Source organism: Herbiconiux sp. UC225_62 (assembly GCF_042694625.1).
GTDB lineage: Bacteria > Actinomycetota > Actinomycetes > Actinomycetales > Microbacteriaceae > Herbiconiux.
This window is the reverse complement of record NZ_CP170551.1, coordinates 3,764,128-3,782,240: the sequence shown is the minus strand read 5'-3', so window position 1 is coordinate 3,782,240 and position 18,113 is coordinate 3,764,128. Positions and strand designations below refer to the sequence as shown.

Below are 18,113 nucleotides of genomic sequence, written 5' to 3'. Positions count from 1 at the left end.
GTCAGTCAAGGATAGGCGTTCCATCGGGAGCGGGGGAAAAGTGAGGCCGGATCGCAACGCCGTAGACTTGACGCCCGTGACCGAATCCCCACTCGCCCTGCCCGCCGCAGTCCTCTGGGACATGGACGGCACCATCGTCGACACCGAGCCGTACTGGATGCGCGCCCAGGAGAAGCTGGTGGAGTCGTTCGGCGGCACCTGGACGCACGAGGCCGCGATGACCCTGGTGGGCTCCGGTCTCGACCGCAGCGCCCGCATCATGCAGGAGTTCGGCGTCGACATGCCGGCCGACGAGATCATCCAGCTGCTCTCGACCCGCGTGATGGAGCAGATCAGCAAGCACGTGCCCTGGCGTCCCGGCGCCCTGGAGCTCCTCACCGCCCTGCACGGGCGCGGCGTGCCGCAGGCGCTCGTGACCATGTCGATCGGGCGGATGGCGCGCCACGTCGCCGATTTCGCGCCGGCCGACGTCTTCGCCACCATCGTGTCGGCCGACGCCGTGACCGAGATGAAGCCGCATCCCGAGGCCTACCTCACCGCCGCCGCGACGCTGGGTGTCGACATCGCCCACACCGTCGCCATCGAGGACTCGGTCACCGGGGTCACCTCCGCCGTCGCCTCCGGAGCCGCCGTGATCGGCGTGCAGCACCTCCTGAACCTCGACGACTCCGGCGCCGACCGCATCTGGACGACGCTGGAGGGCGTGACGCCTGATGACCTCGCGGCCGTTCTGGCCGAGGTCCGGACGGAGCAGAGCGCATGACCGCGCAGTACAGCGGACCGTTCCGCGAGGGCGACCGCGTGCAGCTCACCGGCCCGAAGGGGAAGCTCAACAGCATCACCCTCGAATCGGGAAAGGTCTTCCACACCCACCGCGGTTTCATCGACCACGACGCTCTGATCGGCCTGCCCGACGGCTCGGTGGTGAAGAACTCGGTGGGCGTCGAGCACCTCGCCCTGCGACCGCTGCTGACCGACTTCGTGATGTCGATGCCGCGCGGCGCCGCGATCATCTACCCCAAGGATGCCGCGCAGATCCTCGCGCAGGCCGACGTGTTCCCGGGAGCCACCGTGGTCGAGGCCGGAGTCGGTTCCGGAGCGCTCTCGCTGTGGCTGCTCCGCGCCATCGGCCCGGAGGGTCACCTCTCGAGCTTCGAACGCCGCGACGAGTTCGCCGACGTGGCGCGGGCGAACGTGGCGGCCTACTTCGGCCGCGACCCCGAGGAGTGGACGGTCACGGTCGGCGACCTGGTCGAGGCCCTGCCCGCCACACATCCCGATCACACCGTCGACCGCGTGGTGCTCGACATGCTCGCGCCGTGGGAGTGCATCGACGTGGTCGCGGCCGCACTCAAGCCCGGCGGCGTGGTGCTCTGCTACGTCGCGACGGTGACCCAGCTCTCCCGGGTGGTCGAGGCGATCCGCGAATCGGATGTCTTCACCAACCCGATCCCGAGCGAGACCATGGTGCGGGGCTGGCACGTCGAAGGACTCGCCGTGCGGCCGGATCACCGGATGATCGGCCACACCGGCTTCCTGGTGACGGCCCGGCGCCTCGCGCCCGGCGCCATCCTGCCCGAGCTCAAGCGCCGCGCTTCGAAGAGCGACTTCTCGGAGGAGGACGTCGAGGCCTGGACCCCGGGCGCCCTGGGGGAGCGCGGCATCAGCGCGAAGAGCCTGCGCAAGCGCGTGCGGGCCGCCACCGCGACCGCGGATGCCGCCAAGGCCCGCGAGGAGCGGGAGTCAGGCGGAATCCAGCATCCCGACGATGAAATAGGATAGTTTCGCTCACCGGGCCGACGGCTCGTCGAATGCAGGAAATGAGGATCCGTGCGCAAGTCTCTCGCGCTCATTCTGTCGGCAGGGCTGTTGCTCTCGCTCGCCGCATGCAGCGGCTCGCCCGCCGCTCCCGACTGCTCGACGGCGACGCCGTCCGGTGACTCGAGTGAGGCCGTCACCGCCACGGGTGATCTGGGCGCCGACCCGGCAGCCACCTTCCCCTTCCCGCTAGTCGCGGAGCACGCCGAGCGTTCGGTGCTCATCCCCGGGTCGGGCGAGCTGGTAGGCCCCGGCAGCACCGTGGTGGTCGACTACACGGTCTACGACGGCGAGACCGGAGCAGCCGCCGGCGCCCCGCAGTCCACGGCCCTCGTGGTCGCCGACTCGCTGCCGGAGGGCCTCCGCAACGGGCTCCTCTGCACCAGCGCCGGTGAGCGCGTCGCGATCGTGCTCCCGAACGACCAGGCCACCGCGATCTTCAGCGGAGCCACCGGATCGGTGGTCATGGTGTTCGACATCACCTCGACCTTCCCGCGCGCCGCGACCGGCGCCGACCAGCCTGCCCAGTCCGGCTTCCCGAGCGTCGTGCACGACTCCACGGGTCGCCCCGGCATCACGATCGTCTCCGGCGACACGCCCACCGAGGCGAAGTCGGCGCTGCTCAAGAAGGGCGACGGAACGGTCGTCGCCACCGGCGACTCGATCATCGTGCAGTCGCTGGCGGTGTCGTACGCGACGCCCGACAAGGTGGCCTCCTCCACCTGGGAAGACGGAACGCCGCAACTCTGGGAGATGTCCGACACCCCGTCCACCGGCTCTTCGTCGACCACGCCGGCCGGAATCACGCCGTTCCTGGTGGGGCAGACCGTCGGCTCCGAGGTGCTCGTCGTGCTCCCGGATGCGTCGGGCGGTTCGGCCACGGCCTACGTCGTCGACATCCTGGGCATCCTTCCGACCCCGTCGAACTGATCGTGCCGCTCGTCGTGCGGTCGCCGGGGTGCGCCCGCAGGCCGCATCGCACGAACTAGAATTCTTGCGTGTCGCCGCAGAAGCAATCGCCCGCGCCTGTCCCGGTCGAGGAGAGGCTGTTCAGCCTGGTGCTGGCGCTTCTGGCGACCGAGTCGGGGCTGACGAAGAACGAGATCCTCTCGACGGTGCAGGGCTACCGCCAGCGCTACGACGCCTACGGCGACAACTCGACGCTCGAGCGGCAGTTCGAACGCGACAAGGACGACATCCGCGAACTCGGCGTTCCACTGGAGACCATCGAGACGCCCGGCGATCCCGGCAACAACCAGTCGTCGCGCTATCGCATTCCGCGAACGGCATATGAGCTCCCGGCCGACATCGCCTTCTCCGCGGCCGAGACGACCTTGCTGAACCTGGCGGCGATGGCCTGGCGGGAGGGCTCACTCTCGCGGGAATCGCAGCGGGCTCTGCTGAAGCTGCGGTCGATCGGTGTCGACACGAGCGACCCTGTGCTCGGTTACGCCCCGCGCATCCGCACGCGTGACGCCGCGTTCGATCCGCTCTCGGATGCGCTCTCCCGCCGCGTCTCGGCGTCCTTCTCCTACCTGAAACCCGGCGACCCGGCCGCGCGACTGCGCACCGTGACCCCGCTGGCCCTCGTGCAGCATCAGGGCCGCTGGCATCTCAAGGCGATCGACCAGGGCGTGGGGGAGCCGCGTACCTTCCTGCTGTCGCGCATCACGGGACCGGTCAAGCTCGGTCGCCAGACGGTGGAGGTACCGCCCGGCAACTACGCGGCGTCCGCGCTCGAAGAACTCGACGACATCTGGGAGCTCAACGTCGCCGAACTCGAGGTCGAACCCGGCACGGATGCCGAGGTGAGGCTCTCCCGTCGGCGCGGCGCCGAGGTCGTCGGCGACGGGCGCGTGTTGCTGCACTTCACCGACGTGAACCTGCTGGCCGACGAGTTGGCGGGCTTCGGCCCCGAGGTGCGCGTGCTCGGCCCGGAGCAGCTGGTGGGCGCCGTGATCACGAGGCTCGAAGCCGCGGTGCGCGCCCACTCGGCGCCGGCGGAGGTGATCGACTGATGGCCACTCCTCGTGACGGACAGCCGCTCGCCTACGCCCAGGACAAGCTGACCTTCTTGCTCGCGCTCGTGCCGTACCTGATCGATCACGGCCGGGTCTCGGTGTCGGAGGCCGCCGCGCACTTCCAGGTCTCCGAGAAACAGATCCGCGATGCGGTGTCGCTCATCGCGGTCTCCGGGGTCCCGGGCGACACCACGCAGTACCAGCACGGCGACCTCTTCGACATCTCGTGGGACGACTTCGACGAGCGCGACGAGATCGTGATCACGCACATGGTGGCCCTCGACGACTCGCCGCGGTTCTCCGCCCGCGAGGCCGCCGCCCTGATCGCCGGCCTGCAGTACCTGCAGTCCCTGCCCGAGAACGTCGACAGCGGCGTCTACTCGTCCTTGATGGACAAGCTGGCCCGCGGCGCCTCGGAGAGCCCCAGCCAGGTCGCCATCGCGTCGTCCGACTCTGCCGGATCCCTGGCCGAGGTGCGCGACGCCCTCGCCCGCCGGGTGCAGATCGAGTTCGACTACCTCAGTTCCCGGGGCTCACGGGAACGGCGACGGGTCGACCCGCTGCGCATCGATTCCGACAACGAGGACTGGTACCTCCGCGCCTGGGACCACCTGCGCGAGGCGGTGCGCACCTTCCGTCTCGACCGGATGACGGGCATCCGCGTCACCGACGACCCGGTGAGCGACCCGCACGACGACGTACGCTTGGGCGACAGCCTCTTCCAGGGCGCGGCCGACGACCTCGTGGTCACCATCGAGCTCGACCCGTCGGCACTGTCGCTCCTCGGCGAGTTCGTCTCCAGCGTCGACACGCGGGCTCCGGATGCGCCGGCCGGCGACTCCGGGCGGGTCCGGGCCCGCATCCGCGTCGCCCACATCCACAGCCTGAAGCGTCTCGTGGCCGCGATGTCGTCGGCGGTCACCATCGTCGACCCGCCGGAGGCCCGGGGCCGCCGTGGTGGAGTGGGCGGAGGCGGCCCTCGCGCGCTACCGCGATGCCGCCCGGACCGCCGGATAGGCTGTGGCGATGGCGTGGTGGGCGTGGTTGATCATCTGGGTCGTTCTCGGGCTCGGCTTCCTCGGCATGCTCGCGTGGCTCGGCTACCGGCTGTTCCGCAAGGGCGTGGGCGTGATGGACGCCCTGGGGGAGCTCACCGACAAGGTCGCGCAGCTGAACGAGAACGTGGAGAAGCTCGCGCCCGAGGAGCCGACCGAACGCGCGATCCTCAACGGCTACGCCGAGACGGCCCGGCGGCGCGAGCTCCATCAGGAACGGAAAGCGGAATTGAAGCAGGCACGCAGAGAAGCACGGATCAAACGCGGTAAACTGCTCGTGAATCCCGAAACGATTCCGACGATAAGGAAGTGGACCAATGCTCGGTAACCTCAACGGGTGGCACCTGGTCATCATCCTCGTCGTCATCCTGCTGTTGTTCGGGGCGACCCGTCTGCCTGCTCTGTCCAAGAGCCTCGGCCAGTCGATGCGCATCTTCCGCAACGAGACCAAGGCCATGAAAGAGGAGAACGCCGACCCGGTGGCTCCGCCGGCCGAGCCGACCGCATCGGCTGCTCCCGCTGCACCGCCGGTCTCCGGCACGGCGCCCTCTGAGGCGACGACCGCACCGGAGACGAAGTCCGAACCGAAGTCGTAGGGTCGGTGGCCGTCAAGTCTTCCCGGCGGCGCTCCCGTGACGGCCGGATGTCGCTCGGCGCCCATCTCGTCGAGCTCCGCAACCGGCTGTTCATCTCGGCGCTGGCCATCGTGCTGGGCATGGTGGTCGGGTTCATCCTCTCCGACTTCATCCTCTCCGCGCTGACGCAGCCGATCTCCGATCTCGCCGCGCAGCAGGGGCGCGAGGCGAGCCTCAACTTCACCGACGTCTCCTCGGCCTTCGACCTGCGCATCCAGATCGCCTTCACCGTGGGCGTCGTCCTCTCGTCGCCGGTGTGGCTCTACCAGATCTTCGCGTTCGTGATGCCGGGCCTGAAGAAGAAGGAGAAGCGGTACGCGGTCGGCTTCGTTCTCGCCGCCGTTCCGCTCTTCCTGGCGGGCTGCGTCGCGGGCTGGTTCGTGCTGCCGCACATGGTGACGCTGCTCACCGGGTTCGCGCCCGAGGGCACGACGGCCCTCCTCACCGCGCGCTCCTACTACGACTTCGTCCTCAAGCTCGTGCTCGCGATAGGAATCGCCTTCGTGCTGCCCGTGTTCCTCGTCATCCTCAACTTCGCGGGGGTGCTGAGCGCCGTGGCGATCCTGAAGTCGTGGCGCATCGCCATCCTGGCCATCACGCTGTTCACCGCCATCGCCACCCCGGCCGCCGACGTGATGTCAATGTTCCTGCTCGCCATCCCGATGCTGCTGCTCTACTTCACGGCGGCCGGAATCGCCTGGCTGCACGACCGCCGTAAGCGCCGCGCGATGGAAAGCCTCGACATCGAGCTGGCCGTCTGATGGCGATCGCGGACGAGGCGGGTGCGGTGCTGAGCCCCGCGGAGCGGTTCGCGGCCAGTCGCAAGCGCGCCGGGCATCCGCAGGTCGAGCACTTCCGGAGCGGGCTCGGCTTCGACCTCGACCCCTTCCAGATCGAGGCGGCCGGAGCCCTCGAAGACGGGCGCAGCGTGCTCGTCGCCGCCCCCACCGGCGCCGGCAAGACCGTCGTGGCGGAGTTCGCGGTGCACCTGGCCATGCAATCCGTGCGGGACAAGGTGTTCTACACGGCTCCGATGAAGGCGCTGTCGAACCAGAAGTTCCAGGAGTTCGTGACCGAGTACGGTCCCGACGAGGTGGGGCTGCTCACCGGCGACACCAACATCAACGCCGACGCGCGCATCGTGGTGATGACCACCGAGGTGCTCCGCAACATGCTCTATGCCGACTCGGGACTGCTGAAGAACCTCCGCTTCGTGGTGGTGGACGAGGTGCACTACCTGGCCGACCGCTTCCGCGGCGCCGTGTGGGAAGAGGTCATCATCCACCTCCCGCAGAGCGTGAAGCTCGTCTCCCTGAGCGCCACCGTGTCGAACGCGGAGGAGTTCGGCGACTGGCTGCAGGCCGTGCGCGGCGACACCGAGGTGATCGTCTCCGAAGAGCGGCCGGTGCCGCTCGACCAGCACGCCCTGGTGAAGACGAAGCTGATCGACCTCTTCGACTCCACCGGGCGCGCGGCCACCAACCGCGTCAACCCGGAGCTGGCCCAGCTGGTGCGAGGCGGGGCATCCTTGGCTTCCGTCGACCGGCTCGGCGGGCGCGGCGGCGGCGGAGGTGGCGGCGGCCGGCGCGGCGGCGGGGGAGGACGTGGCCGTGGTGGCTACCGTCCGCACGGGCAGGGTCTCGAGCGCATGGATCGCCCCGATGTCGTCGCCCTGCTCGAGGAGCACCGGCTGCTCCCGGCCATCTTCTTCGTGTTCAGCCGGATCGGATGCGACCAGGCGGTGAAGCAGGTGCTCCGCGGTGGCGTGCGCCTCACCACCGCCGAGGAGCGCGAGGAGATCCGCCGCATCGTCGACGAGCGCTGCCGCACGCTCCTCGACGAGGATCTCGCGGTGCTCGGCTACTGGGAGTGGACCGAGGGCCTGATGCGCGGTGTGGCCGCGCACCACGCCGGCATGCTGCCCGCCTTCAAGGAGGTGGTGGAGGAGCTCTACCAGAAGAAGCTCGTGAAGGTGGTCTTCGCCACCGAGACGCTCGCGCTCGGCATCAACATGCCGGCGCGCACGGTGGTGCTCGAGAAGCTCGAGAAGTTCAACGGCGAGGCCCGCGTCTCGATCACCGCGGGGGAGTACACCCAGCTCACCGGTCGCGCCGGGCGACGCGGCATCGACGTGGAGGGGCACTCGGTCATCCAGTGGCGCGAGGGTCTCGACCCGCAGGAGGTCGCCTCGCTGGCCTCGCGGCGCACCTATCCGCTCAACTCCAGCTTCCGGCCCACCTACAACATGGCCGTGAACCTGATCGACCAGTTCGGGCGACCGCGCACCCGCGAGATCCTGGAATCGTCGTTCGCGCAGTTCCAGGCGGATCGGGCCGTGGTGGACCTGGCCCGCAAGGTGCGCCAGCAGGAGGAGTCGCTCGCGGGCTACGAGAAGTCGATGACCTGTCACCTCGGCGACTTCAAGGAGTACGCGCGCATCCGCCGCGAGCTCACCGATCTCGAACGCGCAGGGGCGGGCCGATCGGCGACGCAGTCGCGCGGCGAGCGGGAGAAGCGGCAGCGGCGCATCGAATCGCTGCGCAAGCAGCTGCGCTCGCATCCGGTGCACGGCTGCAAAGACCGCGAGGCGCACGCCCGGTGGGCGGAACGCTGGTTCACCTTGAAGAAGGAGACGGATCGGCTCACCCAGCAGATCCAGACCCGCACCAACGTCATCGCGAAGGTGTTCGACCGCGTCACCGACGTGCTGCTCGGCCTCGGCTACCTCGCCACCGACGACGACGGGGTGACCACGCTCACACAGCACGGCCACACCCTCAAGCGGATCTACGGCGAACGCGACCTCCTGGTGGCGGAGTGCATCCGCCGGCAGGTGTGGCACGACCTCGACCCGGCATCCCTCGCCGCCATCGCCTGCGCCCTGGTCTACGAGCCGCGGCGCGACGAGAGCGAGGCGGCGGAACGCTTCCTGCCGCGTGGCGCCTTCCGCGTGGCGCTCGACAAGACGCAGACGCTCTGGGCCCAGATCGACGACATCGAGCGTGAGCACAAGCTGCCGGGCAGCGATCCCGTGGCCACGGGACTGTCCACCGCGATGCACAAGTGGGCCCGTGGGGGCGCGCTCGACGACGTGCTGAACGAGGCCGACATGGCGGCGGGCGACTTCGTGCGCTGGTCCAAGCAGACCATCGACCTGCTCGACCAGCTGCAGGGGACCTCGGATGCCCGCCTCTCGTCCACGGCGCGCTCGGCCATCGACGCGGTGCGCCGCGGCATCGTCGCCTACTCCTCGGTGGCGTGAGCGGATCCCGACGATGAGCGCGACACTGACCCCGACCACGCGGCCGGCCACCACGTCCGCCGCCGATGCGCGGCTGATCGACCTGCGGCGCTCGCTCGCCGAGCCCCGCCGGTTCGCGCGACCCCTGATGCCCCTCTGGCTGGCCCTCATCGGGGCCGTGGGGGCCGGGATCGCCCTCGACGCCGGGTTCCCGGACAAGGGCTGGTGGCCCCTCACCCTGGTCGGCGTGGGCATCGTGCTCGCGGGACTTGTGGGCAGGGGCTGGGGGAGTGCCTTCCTCATCGGTGCCGTCGCCGGCGCCACGTTCTGGGGCGTGCACATCTTCTGGCTCACCCTCTATCTCGGGCCCATCCCGTGGTTGGGGCTCTCCGGCTTCGAGGCGGTGTACTTCGGACTCGGCGCCATCCTGATCGCGCTCGTCTACCGCCGGGCCGACCGGGTGTGGCCGAGCCGTTGGGGGCGCCTCGGCCTCGTGCCGATCATCGTCTCCGGGCTCTGGGTGCTCCGCGAGGGCATCAACTCCATCGCCCCCTACGGCGGCTTCTCCTGGGGCCGCGTCGCCATGTCGCAGTCGGAGAGCCCGTTCGCCGACATCGTGGCCTGGCTCGGGATGTCGGGACTGAGCTTCGTGCTGGTCTGGCTCGTCGCCTTCCTCCTCCAGCTCGCACGCGAGTTCGATCTGCGCACCTCGAGCCGTGTGCTCGCCGGGGCGATCGCGATCGCGGCCCTGCTGGCCGTTCCCGCCTGGCCCGCGCCCACCTCGGGGACGTCACGGATCGCCGGGGTGCAGGGCAACTCGAACGCGGGCCTCTTCGCGGTGCACGCGCCCGGCGACATCCTGAGCGACCACGTGTCGGCTTCGGCGGCGCTCGAGGGGGAGAAGCTCGACGTGGTGGTGTGGCCGGAGAACGCCTCCGACATCGACCCCACGCGCTACGGGGTGGCGGCGAAGACGCTCGACGCGGTGAGCCAGTCGCTCGGCGACGTGCCTCTCGTGGTCGGCACCATCCAGCAGCGCGGCGACAAGGTCTACAACACGTCGCTGCTCTGGGAGAACGGGGGCGTCGCCGACTACTACGACAAGCGCCATCCTGTGCCCTTCGCGGAGTGGATGCCCAACCGCGACTTCTTCCACGCGCTCCAGCCCGACCTCGTCGACCTGGTCACCCGCGACTACGAGTTCGGCAGCACCGACCTCACCTTCGACATCAACGGTCTCATCGCCGGCATCTCGATCTGCTTCGACATCACCGACGACGCCGTGATGCGCGAGATGAGCGACGAGGGCGCGCAGGTCGTGCTCTCGCAGACCAACAACGCCGACTTCGGCAAGACCGACGAGAACTTGCAGCAGCTGGCCATCGCGCGGCTCCGGGCGATCGAACTCGGGCGGAGCGTCGTCAACATCTCGACGGTGGGGACGAGTCAGATCATCGGGCCCGACGGGCGCACGATCACCGGTATCCCGGCTTACCAGGCCGGCGCCATGGTGGCCGACGTGCCGCTGGCCACGGTGCCGACGCCCGCCGCGCTCCTCGGGTTCCAGATCGAATGGCTCGTGGCCGGGTTCGGCATCATCGGGCTGGCGGTGGCCTTAACGACGAGAACGTCGCCTCGGCCGGTGAAGGCCAGGCGACGTTCCTGATCGTGACGGGCGCTCGGCCCCGGCGTGTTTCAGGCGCCGATCTTCTGCGTTCCGCGACGTGCCCGGAGGTACTGGAGTCGCTCTTCGAGCAGCTCCTCGAGTTCCGCGCGCGTGCGGCGTTCGAGCAGCATGTCCCAGTGACTACGGGGCGTCTTCACGTCTCCGTGGTCGACTTCGACGGGCTCCGAACCGACCATGAGGGTCGCTTCGTGGCTGCAGTACTTGCATTCCCAGGTCTCCGGCGCTTCGGCCTCGGCCGAGAACACCATGTCGGTGTCACGGCCGCACGTCGCGCAGCGGTACGTGTAGGTCGTTCGGGGCGAGAAAACCACGCCCTCTTCGCTCTGCAGGCTTTGTGCGCCCAGACGCATTCCACGCAAACTGCGATCTGCCATTGTGTGGTCTCCTCTCGCGTTGCTTCAAACGTTATAAACCGTCGGGCTGAGTGAAACCTTTCCGCTGATCGTGATTGCCAGTACTCTCTCAGCGAAAGAGGCCCTGGTCAACGCAGAGAACGGAACTCTCGGGCGAGTGGCAGCATCAGGTCGGCACGATCGGTGACGATGCCGTCGACGCCCCGCTCCAGCAGGCCGCGCGCGACGTCGACATCGTTGATCGTCCAGATGTGCACTTCCACTCCGGCCGCGTGCAGGCGCCGCACCATGCGCGGCGTGGTGGTGCGCATCCGGAAGATGGTCAGAGGGATCTGCACGGCATCCACTCGCCGGAGGATCCAGCGAACGAGGGGTACGAGCCCGAGCTTCGCGGCGATCAGCGCCGGCACGAACTCGCCGGCCGAGGCCGACGCGGCCACCGGCCCGACACCGACGAGCAGATCGACGGCGGCCCGGCGTCGACGGGTGGAGAACGAGGTGAGCAGCACCCGGTCGGCGGCATCCGCGTCGCGGATGGCACGAGCAGCCGGACCGGCCACGTCTTCCGACTTGATGTCGATGTTGAAGCGGATGCCGGGGTGTGCCGCCAACACGTCGGCCAGCGTCACGAACCTCACGCCGCCGCCGAGATCGATCTCGAGCAGTTGCTCGAGGGTCAGGTCGGCGATGCGGTCCGGGCGTCCGGCGATGCGTTCCAGAGTCGGGTCGTGGCTGGCGATGGCGACACCGTCGGCGGAGGCGTTGACGTCGGTCTCGATGTAGTCGACGCCGATCGCAGCGGCCTTCTCGAAGGAGGCCAGGGTGTTCTCGGGCACTCCGAGTGCGAGGCCCCGGTGGGCCAGGATGCGGGGGAGCGCGGGCTCGAACCAGCCCGGCTCCCGGGTGTCAGTCCGTCTTCGGTTCGGCACCGGGGGTGCCTGTCGACGATTCGCCGGCGTCGGCGGCGGCGGTCGCCTCGGTGGAGGCGTCGGCCGCCGCAGCAGCGGCATCGCCCGCCGCATCGACGGCGGCGCCCGCCGCGCGCTGAGCGTCTTCGAGCAGCTGGCTGCGCTCGGCCGCGCCGGCAGCAGCATGACGCTCGGCAGCACCGGGAGCCGCAGCCCCGCGCTCACCGAACGCCTGTCCGATGCCCTTGAGCGCTTCGGTGAGCTCGCTCGGGATGACCCAGAGCTTGTTCGCGTTGCCCTCGGCGATCTTCGGCAGGGTCTGGAGATACTGGTAGGCCAGCAGCAGGTTGTCGGGCTCGCCCCGGTGGATGGCGCCGAACACCGTCGTGATGGCCTCGGCTTCACCCTGTGCGCGGAGAACGGCCGCCTTCGCGTCACCCTCGGCCCGCAGGATCTCGCCCTGCCGGTGCCCCTCGGCCTCGAGGATGGCGGACTGCTTGGTTCCCTCAGCGGTCAGGATGACCGCCCGGCGCTCGCGCTCGGCGCGCATCTGCTTCTCCATCGAGTCCTGGATGGAGAGGGGCGGGTCGATGGCCTTGAGCTCCACGCGCGACACGCGGATGCCCCACTTGCCGGTGGCCTCGTCGAGCACGATGCGGAGCTGACCGTTGATCTCGTCGCGGCTGGTGAGCGCTTCTTCGAGGTTGAGTCCACCCACCACGTTACGGAGGGTGGTGGTGGCGAGCTGCTCGACCGCCCCGAGGTAGTTGGCGATCTCATAGGTCGCCGCCCGCGCATCCGTCACCTGGAAGAACACGACGGTATCGATGGAGACCACCAGGTTGTCCTCGGTGATGACCGGCTGCGGCGGGAACGAGACGACCTGCTCGCGTAGATCGATCAGAGGCCGAAGGCGGTCGATGAACGGCACCAGGATGTTCAGGCCCGGCATCAAGGTCTTGTGGTAGCGGCCCAGCCGCTCGACCACGCCGGCGCGGGCTTGCGGGATGATGCGTACCGAACGCGCCACCACCACGAGAACGAAGATGACGATGATCGCGATGACGACGATCAGGATGATCTGCCCCACTAGATCGTTCACAGACTGCCTTCCTTGTGCTCGGTGTACTCGGTGCTGCGTTCGGCCGGCACGACGACGGCGGTCGCGCCGTCGATCGCCGTGACGAGGACGCGTTCGCCACGCCGCAACTCGCGTGACTGCGTGAGCGGGGAGACCCGCGCCGTCCAGATGTCGCCGTTCGTGAGCTTCACCTGGCCCCCGGTGGAGGTGACCTGGTCGACCACGAGTCCTTCGAGGCCGAGCAGTGCGTCGACATTGCTCCGGGAGGGATCTCCGCCTCGTTTCAGCAGGCGCAGAAGCGGTGGCCGGAGTGTGAGCAGCAGAAGGAGCGAGAGCACGGCCGCGACGACGATCTGGATGTACCAGGGTGCTCCGAAGACGCCGGCGATCAAGCCGCCGAGGCTGCCGATGGCGATCATCAGGAAGGTGAATTCGAGCGTGAACATCTCGATCACGACGAAGAGCAGGATCAACCCGAGCCAGATGATCCAGGCGTAGGAGTCGAGGAAGTCGGTCATCGACAGTCTCCTTTCGGCGTCGATCGGCTGTTCTTCGACGCTATCAGTGTTCGGCGGCCGAGCGGCTGGAGTATCGGCTACTTGGTAGTCTCGGAGGGCCGTTTTCGATCCACGAGGAGTCTCTGTGCCCAATCCACTCGCCCCCGGTTCGCTCGCAGGAAAGCGCGTCCTCGTCACGGGCTCCTCGCGCGGCATCGGAGCCGACACGGTCGGCTATTTCGCCGAAGCCGGAGCGTCGGTCGTCATCAACTACCGCAACAAGGAGGCGCGGGCAGTGAAGCTCGCGAACAGCATCCGCGAGGCGGGTGGCACCGCGATCGTGGTGGGCGCCGACCTCACCGATCCGGAGTCCGTGGCAGCGATGTTCGACCAGGTGCAGGCCGAGCTCGACGGCCTCGACATCCTGGTGCTGAACGCCTCCGGCGGCATGGAGAGCGGCATGGCGGAGGACTACGCGATGACGCTCAACCGCGACGCCCAGGTCGACCTGCTCACCTCGGCGCTGCCGCTGCTGGCTCCGGGCTCCCGCGTGGTGTTCGTCACGAGTCACCAGGCCCATTTCATCAACACCACCGAGACGATGCCGGAGTACCTGCCGGTCGCGCTGTCGAAGCGTGCCGGTGAGGATGCGCTGCGCTCGCTCATCCCGCGGCTCGACGAGGCCGGCATCGGCTTCGTCGTGGTGTCGGGCGACATGATCGAGGGCACCATCACGGCCACCCTGCTCGAGCGCGCCAACCCCGGCGCGATCGGGGCGCGCAAGGAGGCCGCCGGGCGGCTCTACAACGTCAGCGAGTTCGCCGCCGAGGTGGCGGCGGCCGCCGTCGATCCCATTCCTCCGCACCACACCCGGTACGTCGGCGACGTGTCCGACTTCGGGCCCATCGAGGGCGAATGAGCGGGGCGGCGGATGCGGCGACCGCCGACGACGCCGTCATCCTGAAGTCGCGGGTGCTGCTGCTCGACCAGGCCGGGCGCGCGCTGCTGTTCTACACGCGCGCCGACGTCGCCACGAACCCGACGCGCTGGCTGACACCGGGAGGGCACCTCGAGCCGGGGGAGTCCCACGCGCGCGCGGCCGTCCGCGAGCTGTTCGAAGAGACCGGGCTTGTCGCATCCGAGGCTCAGCTGGGGCCGGTGTTCTGGTCGCAGGACTTCACGGGCGAGCCCGCTCCGGGCGTGCTCCGGCGCTATCACGAGGAGTGGTATCTGCTGCGGACCGAGGCGTTCCTGCCGGTCGACACGCATTGGACGCCCGAGGAGCGCGTCGATGTCGAGGAGTGGCGCTGGTGGAACCTCTCTGAATTGGAGAAGACGGCCGACTCTCTCGAGCCGGCCGTCTTGACCGAACTGGTGCGGCGGGGGCTGGACACGCTCCTCTGGCGATAGGACGTCTCGCGTCAGACCTTCGCGGTCTTGGGCGCGCGGCCGAGCATGATGGCCGTGATGGCCGACATGATGCCGGTGACGATCAGCAGGATGCCGGCGAAGAGCACCAGGATGCCGATCGACTGCAGGGGCAGGAAGATCACGACGATTCCGGCGATGACCGAGATGACGCCGAGGATCGTGCCGAACCACTTCGAGGAGTCCTTCGCGGTCTCGATGATGGCGAGGACGCCTTCGATGATCCAGGAGAACCCGATCACGAGGGCGAGGGCGATGAGTGAGACGACGGGGTTGCGCACGGCGACGACGCCGGCGAGGATCAGCAGCACGCCGAGAATGATGTTGAGCGCCCGGATGCCGCCCGTGACCGTGTTGTTCACGATGCCCGAGACCACCCGCATGAGTCCGACGATCCAGAAGTAGATCGCGAACAGCCAGGCGATCGTGTAGACGATGGCGTCGGGGTTGTTGAACGCGAGCACCAGGATGACGATGCCGAGCACGACGGACAGGATGGCGCGCACCCACAGTCCGCCCTTCAGCCAGCGGGCCGCCGTCGCCGTGATGTCGGCGTCGTGCAGCCAGAATCCGAGCGAACCCGGAGCGGTCGGTGTGGTCATGATCTTCCCCCTTGTGGGCGCCGGATGGCGGTGTGTTCTGTCAATCATCAATCTAGCGCTCCGGGTGCCGAAGATGGGAGTTTGCCGAGAGCATGTTTCGGGCGATGCCGGGATGTCGGAGGAGTGACCTATTCTCATGGCTGAATAATCGTCATGTATTCGAGGAGCGTCATGAGAGTCCAGCGCAGCGCATCGTTCATCGCCCTCTGCGTCGTCGGCGGGATGCTTCTCGCGGGGTGCGCCGGGCTCGGCGGCGGGGGAGGGCCGGAGGCGACGTCGAGCAGCAGCCGCCCGGAGAGCCCGCTGGAGAAGTACTGGGCCCTGCTGTACGGAGGGCAAGACCAGGCCGACCTCGATCGGCAGAACGCCGAGGTGCAGGACAAGGTCGCCGAGTGCATGGGGGAGCAAGGCTTCGACTACGTTCCCGACACCCAGGGCGGCGTCGTCATGGCCGACGACAGCGGTCTCGACTGGAGTAGCGAGGATTTCGCGAAGACCTACGGGTACGGCATCACCACCGATCCGCTCGGCATGGGTAACGGACCCGACGAGTTGCAGGCCGACCCGAACGCGGACTATGTCGCGTCGCTCAGCGAGTCGGAGCGGGCCGCCTACGACGATGCCCTCTGGGGTCCGAGCACCGAGGTCGCGGAGGGCGACGCACCGGTGGAATACGACTGGAAGAAGGGCGGGTGCAACGGGAAGGCGCAGCACGAGGTGTTCGGCGAGGCCGGAGTGGGAGCGGACCCAGAGTTCGAAGCCCTCGCCGACGGGATGAACGGCATCTACGACGAGGTACGTACGTCGCCGATCGTCGTCGAGAAGGAGAGGGACTGGTCGGATTGCCTCGCCGACGCGGGATTCGGCCCTTTCGAGCACAAGGACGACGCGTCTGCGGCCATCAGCAACGAGTACAGTGCGTTGTTCTCGTCGACGGCGGGGGAGCCGAATGCGAGCACGGCCGTGCCGGAGCCCGATCCTGCAGCACTCGACGCGCTCCGGCAGCGTGAGATCGCGCAGGCGACGGCCGACTACGGCTGTGCTCAGGAGAGCGGGTACGCGGAGGCTCTCACGTCGGAGCAGTTCCGGATCGAGCAGGCCTTCATCGACGAGCACAAGACGGAGCTCGACGCCCTGGCCGCGCGCTCTGGCGACACCTCGAAGTGATGGACGAAGCGCATCCTGCTCCCGGCCCTCCCGGGTGGACTGGCCCAGGAGGGTCGGGGAGGTCGGGGAGGTCGCGCTGGCCGAACGTCACTCGGGGGCCGCGGCTGGTCGCGTTGATCGGTGTCGTCGCGCTCGCATCGCTCGTGCTCGGCATCGTGCTCAGCCGGTTCGTCGTGTCGCCGGCCCAGTTGGCGGCCGAGGCGCAGGCGCCGGAGGCAGGCCCGGTGACCGCGCCGATCGAGGAGCGGGTGATCCAGAACGTGATCACCACGCGCGCCGACGTCACCTACGCGGATGCCGTGGACGTGAAGGTCGACACGACGGGGCTCTCAGGCCCGGCGGTCGTCACCGGGCATGTCCCCGAGGTCGGCACGACACTCCAGGCGGGCTCGGTCGCTCTCGAGGTCGCGGGCCGGCCGCTGCTCGTCCTTCCGGGTGACCTGCCCGTCTACCGCACGCTCCACGTCGGCCTCTCCGGCCCCGACGTCGCGCAGTTGAAGGCGGCGCTCGTGGCTCTGGGGCTCGACGCCGGCGACGCAGCATCCGATCTCTTCGATGCGACGACCGCGGCCGCCGTGGACTCCCTCTACCGCAAGGCCGGTTATCCGTCGCCGGCGTCGAACCCCGACGCGGACCGACAGCTCGCATCAGCCCGAGAGACGGTTCGCGGGGCGTCAGCCGCGGTCGATCAAGCCGTTGCGGCCCTCGATCGTGCGGCTGAAGGGCCGAAAGACTCCGACGTCGTGGAAGCCGACAACGCGGTGCGACAGGCACAGCGGGAATTGGACGTCGCACTCTGGCGCGGCGACGACGACCTGGAGATCGGCCGATTACGCGACGCCCTGAGCCTCGCCCAGGCACGGCGGGCGGAACTCGATCGGCCGGCGGACGTCTCCGCCGAGCAGGCATCGCTCGACGCTGCCCGGGGTCAGCTCGATGACGCGCAGGACGCTCTTTCGCAAGCCGAGACCGATGCACTCACCGTCTTACCGGCGAGCGAGGTCGTCTACCTGTCGTCGTTACCGCGACGGGTGGACAGCGTCGACGCGACGAGGGGCGCGGTCACCAGCGGGACGGCGATGACGGTTTCGGGTGCGACGGTGATGCTGGCCGGATCGGCCACGGCCGGCGATGCCGGGCTGCTTTCCAACGGTATGCCGGCGACCTTCTCCGCGGCCGACGGATCGTCGTACACGGCGACCGTCGCCTCGATCGAGGTGCAGAAGCCCCAGGCGGGGGAGGAGGCACCTGCCGACGGCGAGAACAGGTACGACGTCTCCCTCCGTCCGCAGGAACTCGACGACGCGACGATCGAGCGGCTTCGCGGAAGCAATGTGAAGGTGAGCATTCCGGTTCAAGCGACGTCGGGGAAGGTTCTCGCTGTCCCGGTGGCGGCGCTCACCGCTGGGCCGGGCGGCGAGAGCCGCATCGAGCTCGTTCCGGATGACACGAGTGGTGGGGAGGGAGGGGCAGCGCGGAGCCGCTCCGGGAACTCCGCCGACGGGGTGACCGAGTTGGTGACCGTGACCACCGGGTTGTCGGCCGGGGGATACGTCGAGATCTCCTCCGATGATCCCCGGGTGACAGCCGGCGCTCGCGTGGTGGTGGGCCGTTGAACGA

18 protein-coding genes are annotated in these 18,113 nt (G+C 68.8%); 13 read left to right on the top strand and 5 right to left on the bottom strand.

Going from position 1 to position 18,113, the window contains the following annotated elements:
* Positions 1-76 precede the first annotated feature (76 nt).
* The 9 genes from ACFJGU_RS18500 to lnt all read left to right on the top strand — a co-directional run bounded on the left by ACFJGU_RS18500 (position 77) and on the right by lnt (position 10,436).
* Positions 77-763, top strand: coding sequence for an HAD family hydrolase (locus ACFJGU_RS18500; RefSeq protein ID WP_382305483.1), 687 nt, complete (start codon positions 77-79; stop codon positions 761-763).
* On the top strand, positions 760-1,782 hold the full coding sequence (locus ACFJGU_RS18495) for a tRNA (adenine-N1)-methyltransferase (protein WP_382305480.1): 1,023 nt from the start codon (positions 760-762) through the stop codon (positions 1,780-1,782). The genes ACFJGU_RS18500 and ACFJGU_RS18495 overlap by 4 nt, the downstream gene beginning before the upstream one ends.
* Before the next feature lie 48 nt (positions 1,783-1,830).
* Complete coding sequence (locus tag ACFJGU_RS18490) at positions 1,831-2,748, top strand: hypothetical protein (RefSeq protein ID WP_382305477.1); 918 nt, start codon at positions 1,831-1,833, stop codon at positions 2,746-2,748.
* Between the two features lie 68 nt (positions 2,749-2,816).
* A complete protein-coding gene (locus ACFJGU_RS18485) occupies positions 2,817-3,836 on the top strand; it encodes a helix-turn-helix transcriptional regulator (protein WP_382305474.1) in 1,020 nt (339 codons plus the stop codon).
* Positions 3,836-5,164, top strand: a complete 1,329-nt coding sequence (locus ACFJGU_RS18480; protein ID WP_382305472.1) for a helix-turn-helix transcriptional regulator — start codon at positions 3,836-3,838, stop codon at positions 5,162-5,164. Before ACFJGU_RS18485 ends, ACFJGU_RS18480 begins: the two co-directional genes overlap by 1 nt.
* A 47-nt stretch (positions 5,165-5,211) precedes the next feature.
* The gene (gene tatA / locus ACFJGU_RS18475; RefSeq protein ID WP_382305469.1) at positions 5,212-5,490 is read left to right on the top strand and encodes a Sec-independent protein translocase subunit TatA; all 279 of its coding nucleotides are present in this window, start codon (positions 5,212-5,214) and stop codon (positions 5,488-5,490) included.
* Positions 5,491-5,537: 47 nt separating this feature from the next.
* Positions 5,538-6,290, top strand: a complete 753-nt coding sequence (tatC, locus tag ACFJGU_RS18470; RefSeq protein ID WP_382310436.1) for a twin-arginine translocase subunit TatC — start codon at positions 5,538-5,540, stop codon at positions 6,288-6,290.
* Positions 6,290-8,791 (top strand): DEAD/DEAH box helicase, encoded by a 2,502-nt coding sequence (locus ACFJGU_RS18465; RefSeq protein ID WP_382305467.1) that lies wholly within the window; start codon positions 6,290-6,292, stop codon positions 8,789-8,791. The genes tatC and ACFJGU_RS18465 overlap by 1 nt, the downstream gene beginning before the upstream one ends.
* Before the next feature lie 13 nt (positions 8,792-8,804).
* Complete coding sequence (lnt, locus tag ACFJGU_RS18460) at positions 8,805-10,436, top strand: apolipoprotein N-acyltransferase (protein WP_382305464.1); 1,632 nt, start codon at positions 8,805-8,807, stop codon at positions 10,434-10,436.
* A 29-nt stretch (positions 10,437-10,465) separates the two neighbouring features.
* Here the strand turns inward: lnt and ACFJGU_RS18455 are convergent, their stop codons facing one another.
* From ACFJGU_RS18455 to ACFJGU_RS18440, 4 genes are all read right to left on the bottom strand, one after another.
* Positions 10,466-10,831 carry an RNA polymerase-binding protein RbpA gene (locus ACFJGU_RS18455; RefSeq protein ID WP_092553238.1) on the bottom strand — a complete coding sequence of 122 codons (366 nt, stop codon included), beginning with the start codon at positions 10,829-10,831 and terminating at the stop codon, positions 10,466-10,468.
* A gap of 107 nt (positions 10,832-10,938) precedes the next feature.
* A complete protein-coding gene (locus ACFJGU_RS18450) occupies positions 10,939-11,739 on the bottom strand; it encodes a glycerophosphodiester phosphodiesterase family protein (RefSeq protein ID WP_382305461.1) in 801 nt (266 codons plus the stop codon).
* Complete coding sequence (locus ACFJGU_RS18445) at positions 11,717-12,820, bottom strand: SPFH domain-containing protein (RefSeq protein WP_382305458.1); 1,104 nt, start codon at positions 12,818-12,820, stop codon at positions 11,717-11,719. The genes ACFJGU_RS18450 and ACFJGU_RS18445 overlap by 23 nt, the downstream gene beginning before the upstream one ends.
* On the bottom strand, positions 12,817-13,317 hold the full coding sequence (locus ACFJGU_RS18440) for an NfeD family protein (RefSeq protein WP_382305455.1): 501 nt from the start codon (positions 13,315-13,317) through the stop codon (positions 12,817-12,819). The genes ACFJGU_RS18445 and ACFJGU_RS18440 overlap by 4 nt, the downstream gene beginning before the upstream one ends.
* 124 nt (positions 13,318-13,441) lie before the next feature.
* On the opposite strand from ACFJGU_RS18440, the gene ACFJGU_RS18435 reads away from it, so the two are divergent.
* A complete protein-coding gene (locus ACFJGU_RS18435) occupies positions 13,442-14,215 on the top strand; it encodes an SDR family oxidoreductase (RefSeq protein ID WP_382305452.1) in 774 nt (257 codons plus the stop codon).
* The gene (locus tag ACFJGU_RS18430; protein WP_382305451.1) at positions 14,212-14,706 is read left to right on the top strand and encodes an NUDIX hydrolase; all 495 of its coding nucleotides are present in this window, start codon (positions 14,212-14,214) and stop codon (positions 14,704-14,706) included. The genes ACFJGU_RS18435 and ACFJGU_RS18430 overlap by 4 nt, the downstream gene beginning before the upstream one ends.
* Positions 14,707-14,717: 11 nt before the next feature.
* On the opposite strand, the gene ACFJGU_RS18425 is transcribed toward ACFJGU_RS18430, so the two are convergent.
* Positions 14,718-15,326: an HdeD family acid-resistance protein gene (locus ACFJGU_RS18425; RefSeq protein WP_382305449.1), complete on the bottom strand. Its 609-nt coding sequence runs from the start codon at positions 15,324-15,326 to the stop codon at positions 14,718-14,720.
* A 171-nt stretch (positions 15,327-15,497) separates the two neighbouring features.
* On the opposite strand from ACFJGU_RS18425, the gene ACFJGU_RS18420 reads away from it, so the two are divergent.
* Both ACFJGU_RS18420 and ACFJGU_RS18415 read left to right on the top strand, forming a co-directional pair.
* Entirely contained in the window at positions 15,498-16,493 is a 996-nt protein-coding gene (locus tag ACFJGU_RS18420; RefSeq protein WP_382305447.1) for a hypothetical protein, read from the top strand.
* 113 nt (positions 16,494-16,606) lie between these two features.
* Positions 16,607-18,109 (top strand): hypothetical protein, encoded by a 1,503-nt coding sequence (locus ACFJGU_RS18415; RefSeq protein ID WP_382305445.1) that lies wholly within the window; start codon positions 16,607-16,609, stop codon positions 18,107-18,109.
* Positions 18,110-18,113: the final 4 nt, after the last annotated feature.

Coding starts and splice junctions, on each gene's coding strand:
- ACFJGU_RS18495 (WP_382305480.1), top strand. CDS start 760: ATGACCGCGCAGTACAGCGGACCGTTCCGCGAGGGCGACCGCGTGCAG.
- ACFJGU_RS18480 (WP_382305472.1), top strand. CDS start 3,836: ATGGCCACTCCTCGTGACGGACAGCCGCTCGCCTACGCCCAGGACAAG.
- tatA (WP_382305469.1), top strand. CDS start 5,212: ATGCTCGGTAACCTCAACGGGTGGCACCTGGTCATCATCCTCGTCGTC.
- tatC (WP_382310436.1), top strand. CDS start 5,538: ATGTCGCTCGGCGCCCATCTCGTCGAGCTCCGCAACCGGCTGTTCATC.
- ACFJGU_RS18465 (WP_382305467.1), top strand. CDS start 6,290: ATGGCGATCGCGGACGAGGCGGGTGCGGTGCTGAGCCCCGCGGAGCGG.
- lnt (WP_382305464.1), top strand. CDS start 8,805: ATGAGCGCGACACTGACCCCGACCACGCGGCCGGCCACCACGTCCGCC.
- ACFJGU_RS18455 (WP_092553238.1), bottom strand. CDS start 10,831: ATGGCAGATCGCAGTTTGCGTGGAATGCGTCTGGGCGCACAAAGCCTG.
- ACFJGU_RS18440 (WP_382305455.1), bottom strand. CDS start 13,317: ATGACCGACTTCCTCGACTCCTACGCCTGGATCATCTGGCTCGGGTTG.
- ACFJGU_RS18430 (WP_382305451.1), top strand. CDS start 14,212: ATGAGCGGGGCGGCGGATGCGGCGACCGCCGACGACGCCGTCATCCTG.
- ACFJGU_RS18425 (WP_382305449.1), bottom strand. CDS start 15,326: ATGACCACACCGACCGCTCCGGGTTCGCTCGGATTCTGGCTGCACGAC.
- ACFJGU_RS18420 (WP_382305447.1), top strand. CDS start 15,498: ATGAGAGTCCAGCGCAGCGCATCGTTCATCGCCCTCTGCGTCGTCGGC.